Source organism: Micromonospora sp. RTGN7 (assembly GCF_033804645.1).
Lineage (GTDB): Bacteria > Actinomycetota > Actinomycetes > Mycobacteriales > Micromonosporaceae > Micromonospora.
In genome coordinates, this window is the sequence record NZ_JAPZLF010000021.1 from 40,186 (window position 1) to 52,440 (window position 12,255).

Here is a 12,255-nt window from a genome sequence, read left to right on the forward strand (position 1 = left end):
CCAGGCTCGCGCGGCGCCGGCCCGCGCTCGGAGGCCGGGCCGCGAACGAGTGTCAGCTCTGTCCTACCGGGCATCTGTGGTCGGTGGGGTTGGACCTCGCTGCTGTGCTTCTTCGGCGGCGCGGATGACGTTGCGTGCAGCAGTCCCCACCGAACAATCCGCGCTCCGGCAGAGCCGGCAGCGACCGTCCGGGCCGGTCCGGTGGTCGCGGAGGACCGTGCGGGCGGTGAGGATCAGCCGGTTGCGGATCTGGGCCAGTGACAGGAACGGCCCGGTCATGTTCAGGTCACCCCGAGGGCGGCGGCGAGGGCGATGATCGTGGCGGGGGCGTGTGGGTCGCGGGCTACCTGGGCGAGGACGTCCCGGGCGGCGGGTCGGTGGCGTACTTCGGCCGGTGCCATCCGGTCGGCGTCGACCAGTGCCCGGCCGGCGTTGGCCGGGTCGCCGGCTTGGAGGTAGGCGCGGGCGGCGTCGAGGAGGTGTGCGGCGCGGTGTTCCACGGGCAGCCACCGCCAGGCGTCCCGCTTAATCGTCTTCTCGTGCCAGGCGACCGCCTCGGTCGTGTCGCCGAGTTCGAGGGCTGCGGCAACCCGGGCCAGGTCGACCGCTGTCGGCCCGAACGCGGTCCGGTGATGATCGTGGCCGTCTCCCACCCGTGCAGCCATGCCGGCGGCCTCGTCGAGGAGTTGCGTGGTGGCGTGGTCGTCGCCCCGGCGGGCCGCCGCCAACGCTGCCTGCACGAGGAGCGTCCCGCACAACGACAACCCGCCGGGGGTGCCGGCGCCGGGGTCGGGCGGGGCGATTCGGTACGCGGCTGCCAACGTCACCGACAGGGCCGCACGCGCCCGCCCCGACGCGCGTAACACCTGGCCCAATTGCACGGTGGCGGCGGCCACCAACACCGGATCACCGGTCGCCACGGCCATCGCCCGATCCGCGGCCAACCAACCCAGATCGGCCTCGCCGAGTTTCACCAGCAACGACACGGCCAGCCGATACGCCTCCACCAGCAGCGGACGACCCCACCCGGAATCATCGGCGGCGACCCGCTGCACGCCGGCCAGCAGACCCGGGACCACCGCTGCGACCTGCGGGTACTGGGCATGCTGGAACATCACCCACGCGTGCGCGACATCCCGGGCCAACCGGGTCGGCCGGCAGCACAAGCGGGTGGGCCGCAGGCCGGCCCACAGCGATCTCGTACGTCGACAGGGCCGCCCGGATCCGCTCCACCCCCTGCACCCGCTCCACCACCACTACGGGTTGCACGTCCCGGCCGAGCAGCACGGCGGTGTCGATCCGCAGGACAGCGGCGATGTCCCGCAGGGTGGAGACCTTGTCCAGGGACCGGACACCCCGCTCAATTTTGTCGACCCAGGACTTCGACTTACCGAGCCGATCGGCGAACACCTGCTGCGACATCCTCCGCCGCCTCCGCCAGTACGCCACCCGCCGGCCAACCGGCAGCAGGTCACTGCTGTCCACGCCGCCACCGCCGGTCCGGCACCGCCCGCGTCGTCTCCTCCACCGGCACCCGGTCCGCCTCCGCCTGCGCCTCCGCCTGCGCCTGCGCCTCCGCCTGCGCCTGCGCCTCCGCCTGCGCCTGCGCCTGCGCCTGCGCCTGCGCGAGGATCCGCTGCCGCGCGGCCTCCCGCTCCACCGCCTGAATTTGCTCCCCCCGGTCCTCACCGTCCGGGTTCCGCCGCACCGTCACGACCAGCACCCCGCCCGGTACTCCCCGGCGAGGGTCAACAACGGCCGCTCCGGCAGGCAGACCACCCGCGCCACACCGACAGCCCGATATGCCCCCGCCCGCTTCGGAGAGAGCGCCGCCGGGCGTAGGCGGTCGAGTGGGTTCGCACGACGGCCCTTGAACGGCCAGAGCTTCCGCAGCAGACCGAGGTCAGTCGGGTTCTTCGCGTGCCGAGCCATTGGGCCTCCCGAGACGTAACGGCTTCCAGTCGGAGAGTGACAAGAGAGGCAGGTACGTCCACGGAGCCTCAGTCACCTGACCGGATCGCTACCTGCATGTTGCCTTCCCAGGAGACCTGACTGATCTACCCCCTGTCAAGTATGAAAGAGGGTCCACTAACCTCGAAATTCGGGATATAGCAGCGCTTGCAGGTGAAAGTGCCCGGCTTTCAAGTTCGTAAGGGGGCCGGCTCAGGATGCTTCGAGAATGGGCTGGCGGAGGATGCTGTATGGGAGCGCGGAGCTTCAGGAGCGCTTGGGCGTGTCGCGCGTCCGGGTCGTCCAGCTCACCAGCCGACCCGATTTCCCGGAGCCCTTCGACCGGTTGGCTGGCGGGGCGGTCTGGCTGGTGGAGGACGTGGAAGCCTGGATCACCGAACATCAGCCGTGGAAGGCCCGAGGAGCGGACGAACCACCGCCGCCGGAGAGCTGAGCGGCCAGAGCAACGGCCAGTGTGTCGAGGTGGCGGACCTCCGCAACGGGGTAGCCGTCCGGGACAGCAAGGACAAGAGCGGCCCCGCGCTGGCCTTCGACGCCCAGGGCTGGTGCAGCTTCATCAACTCCCTCAAGAGCAACTAGGCGCTACCTCTCGTACTGGATGAGGCAGTGAGGTGCCCCGGCTCCCATCTCCGGAGCGGGGGCACGTTCCGTCTCTGAGCTATCGAGGCTCGGCAGCCGTATGTGACGAAACTGGACCGGCTCGCCCGCTCGGTCTCCGACGCGCACGACATCGCCAAGGAGCTGACCGACGCGATGGGCAGGCTGCTATTCACCATTTTGGCGATGACCGCCGAGTTCGAGGCGGACCTGACCCGGCTGCTGCGGACCCGCGAAGGCATGAAGATCGCCAAGGCCAAGGGCCGGCTGCGAGGCAAGGCGCCCAAGCTGAGCGCGAAACAGGAGGCTCACCTGGTGGCCCTGCATAAGGCGGGCGAGCACACCAGCGCTGAGTTGGCCGAGTTGTTCGGCGTGGCCCGCTCGACGGTCTACCGCGCGATTGAGCGCGCCACGGCCTCGGTACCTGGAACGGCGTGCTGACGCCAGTCGCAACCGTACGGGTCCGTTTGGAGTCGTGATCACGTGGCGGGGAAAGGATTGGACGAGATGATGCTCGGGCTTGTAGCTTGTAGCTGACCGTGACACCGCCCGAGGAGGTGAGCCCCATGAACGCTGTATCGATGTGGGTGCTCCCCCTTTCCGTCACGGTCGGGCGATTGACGTAGGTGTCGCCGGGAGCGCCTCGCCAACAAGGCACTCCCGAAAGGCAACACGTATGCACTCTCTGCAGTTCACCGCCGAGCCGTCGTCGAACGAGACGGTCGAGCGCGACTCCACCGTGGTCGACGTCTCCGGGCTCCCGTCGCCGGCCTCCGGCGCCGATCGCGCGCCCCTCATGTTCGACGTGATCATTGCCGGTTGCGGGCCGACCGGCGCGATGCTGGCCGCCGAACTACGGCTGCACGATGTGCGGGTACTCGTCCTGGAGAAGGAAACCGAGCCCGTATCGTTCGTCCGCATAGTCGGTCTGCATATTCGCAGTATCGAGCTGATGGCAATGCGCGGGCTGCTGGAGCGCATTCTCGAACACGGAAGACAGCGTCCGGCCGGCGCCTACTTCGCCGCCATCGACAAACCAGCGCCCAAGGGCTTGGAATCCGCCCACGCCTATCTGCTGGGCATCCCGCAGCCGGTCATCGTTCACCTACTCGAAGAACATGCGATCGGACTGGGTGCGCAGGTCCGGCGCGGTTGTGCGGTGGCCGGTTTCGAGCAGGACGACGAGGGTGTGACCGTCGAGCTGGCCGACGGGGAACAGCTGCGTTCGCGCTATCTCGTCGGCTGTGACGGCGGGCGCAGTACGGTGCGCAAACTGCTCGGCGTCGGCTTCCCCGGCGAGCCCTCGCGGACCGCGACGCTGATGGGCGAGATGGAAGTGGGTGTGCCGCAGGAGGAGATCGCCGTCAAGGTGACCGAAATCAACGAGACCGACAAGAGTTTCAGTCTCAGGCCCTTCGGCGAAGGGGTCTATCGCGTCGTAGTCTCCGTCGCGGAAGTCAGCGATCGCGCGGAACCGCCCACCCTCGAGGATTTCAAACAACAGCTGCGCACCATCGCCGGAACCGATTTCGGCGTGCACTCCCCGCGCTGGTTGTCCAGCTTCGGAGATGCCACCCGGCTAGCCGAACGTTACCGGGTCGGGCGGGTGCTGCTGGCCGGCGATGCGGCACACATCCATCCGCCAGCCGGCGGACAGGGTCTCAACCTGGGCGTTCAGGACGCATTCAACCTCGGCTGGAAACTGGCCGCACAGATCCGCGGCTGGGCGCCGGAAACACTGCTGGACACCTACCAGGCCGAACGTCATCCGGTCGCCGAGGACGTGCTGGACAACACCCGCGCCCAGATGGAACTGTCGTCCACCGAACCGGGCCCGCAGGCCGTGCGCAGGCTGCTCACCGAACTGATGGACTTCGACGAGGTGAACCGCTATCTGATCGAGAAGATCACCGCGATCGGCATCCGCTACGACTTCGGCGCAGGCCCCGACCTGCTCGGCCGCCGCCTGCGCGACATCGACGTGAAACAGGGCCACCTCTACGGTCTGCTGCATCGCGGCCGCGGCCTGCTGCTGGACCGCACCGAACGCCTGACCGTCGGCGGCTGGTCAGACCGGGTCGATTACCTCGCGGATCCCACTGCGGTACTGGATGTTCCGTGCATCCTGCTACGCCCCGACGGCCACGTCGCCTGGATCGGCGACGACCAGCAGGACCTGGACGACCACCTCTCCCGCTGGTTCGGCAAGCCCGCCAACTGATTTCGCCTGAGTAGTGGTCATCCCGCAACCCGAACCCGAGCTGCGTATCGCGGTGCTTCGCCGCGAGCAGGTCCCGCTCAGCAGCGACCAACGTCCAGTGCTCAACCAGGTCCCCAAGATTCAAATACCAACACCCCAACCACCGCCGCCGGAGCGCTGAGCGGCCAGGAGATCAGACACGCAATGGCCCGGACCATCGGTCCGGGCCATTTGTCCGTTCAGCCTGCGGGGCGGGATCCGCGTAGCTCGTGTTCTGGTCACGGCCGGCGGGTCCGGGCCTGTGGGTTGCAGAGCGCTGCCCCGCCGGTTAGGAGGGGGCCATTCCTATACACAAAGCGTTAACGGGGTGTCCTTCGTTGCACTGGTCAGCGCAGCGAGGCGCGGGCCGAGAAGGCGATGCTGGCCAGCAGGAAGCCGCCGTTGACGATCGTGAACGCCACGATCACCCAGAACACCAGGGCCGGGGCGAACGCCAGCACCAGCGCCGCCACGAAGATCACCGCGCCGTAGTCGCGGACCAGTTTCACCAGCCGGATCGGCAGCGAGGTCGAGGTGACCATGCTGGCCGCGTTCGGGCCGGCCTGCATCACCGAGGTCACCAGGTTGACCATCCAGGTGCCGGCGAAGACGGCGACCAGCCAGGACGGCGTCTCTGGGCGCTGCGCCACGGCGGTGGCGGCCAGCGCGGCCACCAGGGCGATCTGGGCGGCCACGTCGCAGAGCACGTCGACCCGGGCGCCGGCCGCACTGCCCTGTCCGGTCACCCGGGCGAGCTGTCCGTCGGCGCAGTCCAGGGCGTACGCGACCTGCCAGCCGACCAGCGCGGCCAACCCGACCACCCAGGCCGGCACGCTCCCGGCGGCGACCCGGTCGGCCAGCGCCACCACCGTTACGGAGGTGGCCAGGCCGAGCACCAGGTTGGCGATGCTCACCGCGGTCGGGCGCAGCCCGAGACGCTGGGCGACCAGCGCGAACACCGCCCCCAGCCACTGGCTGATCGACTCGCTGAACAGGCCACCGCCCCGGTTGACCCGGTGGAAGTCGGCTACGGAGGGGCGGGCGGGCTCAGCCAAGGTGGTGGTGGAGTGCACCGGCGTAGTCTGCCAGCCGCTCCCGCGTCTCGGAAGGCGACATCGCCAGGTGCTCCAGGATGGTGTACCGGTCCGGCCGGGTCGACGGCGCGAGCTGCACCGCCTCGACGAACTGCTCGTCGCTCAGCCCCACGTCTGCCGGGAGTCGGGGCAGGTGGTGTCTTCCCAGGCAGGCCGAGATCTCCGCGAAGCGCCGCTGGTCGCCGCGCAGGAAGGTGCAGAAGAGCGCCCCGATGCCGGCCAGTTCCCCGTGCGAGGCGGTGCCGGGGAAGAGGGCGTCGATCGCGTGCATGATCTCGTGGCAGCCGCCGCTGGACGGCCGGCTGGTGCCACAGACCGCCATCGCCAGGCCGCTGGAGATCAGCGCCTCGGCGAGCACGGTGACGAACGCGTCGTCGGTGATGTCGCCGGGGTGGGCGAGCACGGCCTCGGCGCCCATCCGGGCCAGCGAGGCGGCCAGGCCGTCGACGGGTTCCCCCCGGACCTTACGGGCCAACTCCCAGTCGGCCAGCGCGCTGATGTTGCTCACCACGTCGCCGATGCCCGCCCGGTTGTGCTGCTCCGGGCCCTTCTCCACGAAGTCCAGGTCGACGATGACCGCGATCGGGATGTGCACCCCGTAGGAGCCCTTGATCCCGTCGGTGATCAGCGAGGCGACCGGGGAGGCGATGCCGTCGTTGGCCAGGCTGGTCGCCACCGTCACCATCGGTAGCCCGCGCCGGGTGGCCGCATACTTGGCGACGTCTATCGTCTTGCCGCCGCCGATGCCGACCACGGCGTCGTACGAGCGGGCCCGCAGCTTGCCGCCCAGGTCGTCGGCGGCGTCCAGGGTGCCGCCGGTGACGGTGAAAACGTCCGCCGAACGCAGCGACGGCCGGATCAGCTCGGCGATCTGCCCACCCTGGCCCGGCCCCACCACCACCGCCACGTCGCCGCCGGCGGAGATCCGGCCGTCGGCGAGGATCGCGGCCAGGTCGGCCACCGCCCCCCGCCGCACGTCGATGTGCAGCGGGGCGAGCACCATGCGGGCTAGTAGTGGCACGCGATCTCCCGCGCCCGGGCCAGGTCCGCGTGGTTGTCCACCTCGACCCAGGAGACGTCGCCGATCGGCGCCGCCCGCACCTCCCCGCCCCGGTCGGCGAACTCCTGGTAGCCGTCCTCGTAGTAGAGGTTCGGGTCCCGCCGCCAGGTGGCCTCCAGGGCGTCGGCGAGCGCGCCGGCCACCTGCGGCTCGATCAGCGTCGCGCCGATGTACTCCCCGTACGCCTCGCCCGGGTCCATCAGCTTGGTGATCCGGGTGAGCTGGCCGGCCGCGTCGAAGGTGGTCTTCATCTCCTCCTCGGCCAGCACCTTGATGGTGTCCACCGCGAGCAGGATGCCGGGGCCGCGCTCGGCCAGCAGGGTCTTCTCCACGCTGACCGGGTGCACGGTGTCGCCGTTGACCAGCAGCACCCCCCGGGCGAAGTGCTCCCGGGCCAGCCAGAGCGAGTACGCGTTGTTCCACTCCTCGGCCTTGTCGTTGTGCACGAGGTTGATCGTGACGGCGTAGCGCTTCTCCAGCTCCGCCTGGCGGGAGACGACCGCGTCCGCGGCGTACCCGACGACGATCACCACCTCGTTCAGCCCCACCTCGGCGAGGTTGCGCAGCGCGATGTCCAGGATGGTGGTGTCACCGTCCACCGGCACCAGCGCCTTGGGCAGGGTGTCGGTGTACGGGCGCAGCCTGCGCCCCGCGCCGGCGGCGAGCACCATTCCGATCATGCGATGTTCTCCCTCGTACGACTCCGGTTCACCGGTGGAGGATAGCGCCGGTGGCGATCCCACCCGCCGTCAACCGGGGTTCAGCCCGGCAGCGCGGCCAGGTCCGCGAGCACGACCAGCCGTTCGTCGGCGGTGAGCATCGCGTACGGCCCCGCCGCCCGCCGGTCGGTCTCCTGCTCGATGGCCAGCCGCTCCGGGCCGGCGGGCAACTCGGAGACGCTCAGCGCGGTGTGTCCTGCCGCGGTCCACGCCGCCGCATGCGCGTCAGCCCGGTGGTAGCGCAGCGTGCCCAGCCGGTTGAGCAGCAGCGCCCCGGGCGGGGTGCCGTCCGGCTCGTACGGGGGCGCCATCACGGCGAACGCGTCGCCGGCCGAGCCCGGTTCCTCCTCGGCGGCGACCAGCGCGTACGCGAGCAGCCGGCCGAGCGCCTCGATCAGCCGGAGCACCCGGCCGTCGTGCCCGGCCCACAGCTCCTCGGTCACCTCGGCGTGCACCTGGTAGATCTCGGTGAGGAAGGCGTAACCACGTTCCGTGGCGGAGAAGCAGCCGTTGGGGCGGCGGTGCAGCATGCCGTGGGCGACCTGCTTGTCCAGTGCCCGCTGGCAGGACGCGGGATCGCGGTACCGGGTCACCGCGGCGAAGCCCGCCGGGTCCACCGTCCCGCCCGGTACGGCCAGCCGGGTGCGGAACTCGATCAGGAATCCGGTGGCCGCCGGCCCGCCGTACCGCTGGCTCAGCTCTGCGCCGCCCCCGTCGCGGCCGGCGAGGATGCCGGCAACGAAGACCCGGTCGACTGCCGGGGCGATGAGCCCGGCGGACCGGTGCGCCGCGAGCTCGACGTCGTCGCTCACAGACCGATCGAGCGCAGAGCCGCGACGGCGTCCTCGGCGATGTCCCAGCTGTCGGGGTGATGGACCCGCTGAGGGGGGCGGCGCTGAACGAAGGTGCGGCCGTCGTCGGCGTTCAGGGCGCAGCGGAGAGGCTCGGTGGGCACCCGTCGACAGTAGCGAGCCAACACCCGGTAGGGCGATGCCTGGTGACCAGGGACGCCGTCGGCGTCAACGCCGACGGCCCGGCCCCCGCGTGGGGACCGGGCCGTCGGGCGTGGGTCAGCGGTCGAACGTGGTGAAGGTCCGCCTGATTGCGGTCTGCTTGGCCGCCGGCTGCTCGACCGTGGGTTGCGTGGTCACGGTCTGCTTGGCCGTGGGTTGCTTGGCCGCAGGTTGCTGTACCGCCGGCTGCTTGGCCGTGGGCTTCTTGACCACGGTCCGCTTGACCGGAACCCGTTCGGTCGGCAGCGGGGTGGGGTAGGTGGGACCGGCGAAGACCGCCGCGCTCCGCCAGTCGATCGTGTCGATCAGGGGGCCGCTGCGTACCGTCCAGCCACCCGCCAGTGCCCCGTCCCCCCAGGGGGTCGCCGAGAGGTTGCCCGTGGTGCGGTTGACCACGTAGAGGGTGGAGCCGGAGACGAACATCCCGCCGGCGTCGGCGAAGCCGGTCGTGCCGGCCAGGGTGAACTTCTCCGCGCCCACGGTGCCGCTGTCCGGGGTGAACCAGCGCCAGAACAGGGCGCTCTGGCCGCTCAGTGAGTAGTAGAGCCGGCCGTCGGCGTAGAACATGCCGGTCACGTTCGGGATCTCCGCGTAGAAGTTCACCGTGCTGCCGGTGTACGTCTGGTTCGCGCCCTCCGGCCCGGAGCCGGTCAGCACCGTGTCCCACAGTGCATCGTGGTACGGGTCGACCAGCGTCGACGCGCCGAACGTGGTGCCGTTGAAGGTGCGCCGCCGCAGCGCACCGTTCATCCCGTAGAAAAGGGTGCCACCCACCCAGAAGGCCGCCTTGGCCGACGACCACGCGGTGGCGTCGGGGTTGGCGATCGAGGCGGAGATGCTCACCCCACGGCTGCCGTCGTACGCCCGGGTGCGGACCGTGTCGGCGCCGCCGGTCCCGGCGAAGTAGACGTTGCCCGGCAGGGTGGTCGTGGCGGTGGAGTGCGGGGCCGTGCCGCCGGTGAGCGGGAAGAACGCGATCCGCTCCCGGCGGTACCTGAAGTTGCCGATGTACCCCTGGTCGGAGCCCAGCCACAGGCCCTGCGGGGTGACCAGCAGCTCGGCCACGCCGTAACCGCGCGGGTGGCGGCCCGGGTTCCAGGCCAGCGGCAGGCCGTTGAGCGGGTCGAGCGCGGCGATGCTGGGCCGGGCGACCGCGCCCGGGAACGCCGAGCTGGTGGCGGAGGTGTTGTTCACCCAGCGGAAGTGGCCGCCGACGTAGACCGCCTGCTCGGTGATGCCGACGGAGAGGAACGTGTCGCCGCCGCTGTAGTTGATCCAGGTCGGCTGGACGGCCGTGCCGGTGGAGGAGGCCTCCCAGCGGGCGACCGCGTCGCAGAGCGTACCGGCGAAGGGGCTGCCGGTGGTGGCGATGACGAAGTACCGGCCGTCGGGCGAGAAGCTGATGTCCCGCACGTACGAGTCGAACATCTTGAAGTTGCAGCGCGGCTCGTAGCGGTTGGTGTTCCAGGCCGAGACGGTCGCCGCGGTCGTGCCGAGGGTGAGCCGGACCAGCTGGTCGTGCAGCACCCCGTTGGCCTTCTTGAAGTTGCCGATCACCACGAGCTGGGTGCCGTCCGGCGAGACGGCCAGCTTCTCGGCCCCGACGCCCGCACTCGCCGTGCCGGCCGTCCCGTCGTAGTTGTGGTTTTCGGTCAGCGCGGCGGTGAGGTAGTCGTCCACCGCGCCGGTGGTGGCGTTGAGCGAGACGAGGCCCGCACGCGGCTTGGTGGCGGCGGTGGTGAAGGTGCCACCCACCAGCAGCCGGCCGCCGACCTTGGCCACGTCGTTGACCAGCCCGTCGAACGCCAGGTTGGCGAAGCTGGTGACGAGGCTGCCGTCGGTCAGGTTGACCAGGGCGAGCTTGCGGCGGTTCGTCCCGTTGACGGTGTTGAACTTGCCGGCGAGGTAGACGGTGCCGGCGGTGGGACCGGCGAGGATGTCCAGCACCTCGCTGTCGACCACCGGGGCGAAGGCCGTGTCCACCTTGCCGGTGGCCTTGTCGAAGGCCAGCACGAACTTGCGGGGGATAGTCACGGTCGCGTCGCGGTTCTGCACGCCGGTGAAGGAGCCGCCGACGAGGACCTTGGTCCCGGCGTCGTGGATGGTGAAGACGGTGCCGTCCACGATGTTCGGCGTGAAGGCGGTCGGGACCGCGCCCACCACCGTGGAGTGGTCGGGGATGGCGGGCGCCGGGTTGGCGAGGAGCACGCCGGTGACGGTGAGCGCGACGGCGGTCAGGGCCGCGAAGGGTCGGCGGCTGAGCGCGGGGAATCGAACCACGGGCAACTCCGGTGAATGTCGGAGAACGGTGTGAGGTGCCTCCTGGGAACGGGTGAACCCGCTCGGTGGTAACCCGGTCACAGGAGGCGACGACCGGGGACGGAAAGCTTGAGGACACGATCGCTCATGCGGCGGGCGGAGTCTACCCCTTCGTGGCTGGTTGTTCCCGTTCATGTGGTCGACGCCGTGGGGACAGGCCGGCCGGTCGGAGAGCAGCGGTGCTCACCGCGGGCCGTGCGCCGGCACCGGCGGGGCCGGCGCGGCGAACCACGGGTCGGCGGTCAGCTCCCGGATGGCGGTCAGCCCCTCCGGGTCGTCGTCGAACGTGCTGTCGTAGACGGGCTTCGTGGTCTGCTTCGCGGCGAAGTAGACAACGGCCTTGATCTGCGGGTGCCGCTTGACGTAGTCGCCGGCCTCGCGCAGCCAGGCGCCGCGCTGGCCGGGTGCGCCCGGGTACGTCACCCCGAACTCGCCGATCACCACCGGCCTGGGGTGCTGGGCGGCGAACGCCATGAAGGTGTCCATCTGCTCGGCGAAGCCGTCGAACTCCTTGCCCGGGTACACGTCGGTGCAGAGCCAGTCGACCTGGTCGTCGCCCGGGTAGTACGCGGCGGCGTCGCGCGAGCTGTCGACGAACCCCTGCACGTGCGGGCACCAGACGAAGGCGGCGTTGGTGGCGCCCACCTCGGTGAAGATGCCCCGGATGCGCTTCCAGGCGGCGATGTAGTCCTCCGCCGAGTGCACGCTCTGCTTGAGGTTGGGGCGGTCCATCTCCCACCGCCAGCGCAGCATCAGCGGCACCCCGAACTGCTTGATCTTCTCGGCCCGCTGCCGGATGAGCTGGTCGTAGACGCCGTCGCGGATGGATCGGGTGTCGGCGCCGGACCAGGAGATCATCTGGAGCTTCCCGGTCGCCTGGAACGCGTGCTCGGTGGGGCCCGGGAAGTCGTCCTCCCAGTCGTGGAACATGTGCGCCAGGGTGAACTTCCCCCGGGTCTGGTCCGCGAACCCGGCCAGCGCCTCGACCCGGCCCTCCGGGGTCTGCCAGTCGGGCTTCACCCAGGCGCCCAGCCAGACGCCCTTGTCGGGCAGCTCCGGGCCCCGCCCCGTGGTGCGCAGGCCGTCCACGGGTCGGGCGGCGGCCGTGGGGGTGGCCGTGGGTGCGGCACCGCTCGACGTGGCCGGGGGTGGCACGAAGTTCGGAGCCGGCTCGGAGCACGCCGTGATGGCCAGCGCCGACCCCAGCAGGAGTACCGCCGCCGTGTGGAACCGCTTCATCGTT

Annotated in this window: 15 protein-coding genes; 4 read left to right on the forward strand and 11 right to left on the reverse strand. The window is 70.4% G+C overall.

Features of this window, described 5'->3' with window-relative positions; genetic code table 11:
* Positions 1-281: 281 nt before the first annotated feature.
* The 4 genes from SNR22_RS24405 to SNR22_RS24420 are packed head-to-tail and all read right to left on the reverse strand — an operon-like array spanning position 282 to position 1,932.
* Entirely contained in the window at positions 282-1,115 is an 834-nt protein-coding gene (locus tag SNR22_RS24405; protein WP_320068982.1) for a hypothetical protein, read from the reverse strand.
* Positions 1,033-1,485: a helix-turn-helix domain-containing protein gene (locus SNR22_RS24410; protein WP_320068983.1), complete on the reverse strand. Its 453-nt coding sequence runs from the start codon at positions 1,483-1,485 to the stop codon at positions 1,033-1,035. Before SNR22_RS24410 ends, SNR22_RS24405 begins: the two co-directional genes overlap by 83 nt.
* On the reverse strand, positions 1,472-1,714 hold the full coding sequence (locus SNR22_RS24415) for a hypothetical protein (RefSeq protein WP_320068984.1): 243 nt from the start codon (positions 1,712-1,714) through the stop codon (positions 1,472-1,474). Before SNR22_RS24415 ends, SNR22_RS24410 begins: the two co-directional genes overlap by 14 nt.
* On the reverse strand, positions 1,711-1,932 hold the full coding sequence (locus SNR22_RS24420; RefSeq protein ID WP_320068985.1) for a hypothetical protein: 222 nt from the start codon (positions 1,930-1,932) through the stop codon (positions 1,711-1,713). Before SNR22_RS24420 ends, SNR22_RS24415 begins: the two co-directional genes overlap by 4 nt.
* 301 nt (positions 1,933-2,233) lie before the next feature.
* On the opposite strand from SNR22_RS24420, the gene SNR22_RS24425 reads away from it, so the two are divergent.
* The 4 genes from SNR22_RS24425 (at position 2,234) to rox (ending at position 4,789) form a co-directional block, all read left to right on the forward strand.
* Positions 2,234-2,404: a DNA-binding protein gene (locus SNR22_RS24425; protein ID WP_320068986.1), complete on the forward strand. Its 171-nt coding sequence runs from the start codon at positions 2,234-2,236 to the stop codon at positions 2,402-2,404.
* Positions 2,359-2,550 carry a DUF397 domain-containing protein gene (locus tag SNR22_RS24430; RefSeq protein WP_320068987.1) on the forward strand — a complete coding sequence of 64 codons (192 nt, stop codon included), beginning with the start codon at positions 2,359-2,361 and terminating at the stop codon, positions 2,548-2,550. The genes SNR22_RS24425 and SNR22_RS24430 overlap by 46 nt, the downstream gene beginning before the upstream one ends.
* A gap of 102 nt (positions 2,551-2,652) precedes the next feature.
* Positions 2,653-3,009: a recombinase family protein gene (locus SNR22_RS24435; RefSeq protein WP_320068988.1), complete on the forward strand. Its 357-nt coding sequence runs from the start codon at positions 2,653-2,655 to the stop codon at positions 3,007-3,009.
* 355 nt (positions 3,010-3,364) lie between these two features.
* A complete protein-coding gene (gene rox, locus SNR22_RS24440; RefSeq protein ID WP_320069053.1) occupies positions 3,365-4,789 on the forward strand; it encodes a rifampin monooxygenase in 1,425 nt (474 codons plus the stop codon).
* Positions 4,790-5,154: 365 nt separating this feature from the next.
* Here the strand turns inward: rox and SNR22_RS24445 are convergent, their stop codons facing one another.
* From SNR22_RS24445 to SNR22_RS24475, 7 genes are all read right to left on the reverse strand, one after another.
* A complete protein-coding gene (locus SNR22_RS24445; RefSeq protein WP_320068989.1) occupies positions 5,155-5,880 on the reverse strand; it encodes a CDP-alcohol phosphatidyltransferase family protein in 726 nt (241 codons plus the stop codon).
* Positions 5,855-6,922: an iron-containing alcohol dehydrogenase family protein gene (locus SNR22_RS24450; protein ID WP_320068990.1), complete on the reverse strand. Its 1,068-nt coding sequence runs from the start codon at positions 6,920-6,922 to the stop codon at positions 5,855-5,857. The genes SNR22_RS24445 and SNR22_RS24450 overlap by 26 nt, the downstream gene beginning before the upstream one ends.
* Positions 6,910-7,641 (reverse strand): phosphocholine cytidylyltransferase family protein, encoded by a 732-nt coding sequence (locus tag SNR22_RS24455; protein ID WP_320068991.1) that lies wholly within the window; start codon positions 7,639-7,641, stop codon positions 6,910-6,912. The genes SNR22_RS24450 and SNR22_RS24455 overlap by 13 nt, the downstream gene beginning before the upstream one ends.
* A gap of 80 nt (positions 7,642-7,721) precedes the next feature.
* The gene (locus SNR22_RS24460) at positions 7,722-8,492 is read right to left on the reverse strand and encodes a hypothetical protein (protein WP_320068992.1); all 771 of its coding nucleotides are present in this window, start codon (positions 8,490-8,492) and stop codon (positions 7,722-7,724) included.
* Complete coding sequence (locus SNR22_RS24465) at positions 8,489-8,635, reverse strand: hypothetical protein (protein ID WP_320068993.1); 147 nt, start codon at positions 8,633-8,635, stop codon at positions 8,489-8,491. Before SNR22_RS24465 ends, SNR22_RS24460 begins: the two co-directional genes overlap by 4 nt.
* 115 nt (positions 8,636-8,750) lie before the next feature.
* A complete protein-coding gene (locus SNR22_RS24470; protein ID WP_320068994.1) occupies positions 8,751-10,973 on the reverse strand; it encodes a hypothetical protein in 2,223 nt (740 codons plus the stop codon).
* Between the two features lie 222 nt (positions 10,974-11,195).
* The gene (locus SNR22_RS24475) at positions 11,196-12,251 is read right to left on the reverse strand and encodes a beta-mannanase (RefSeq protein ID WP_320068995.1); all 1,056 of its coding nucleotides are present in this window, start codon (positions 12,249-12,251) and stop codon (positions 11,196-11,198) included.
* Between the last annotated feature and the right edge of the window lie 4 nt (positions 12,252-12,255).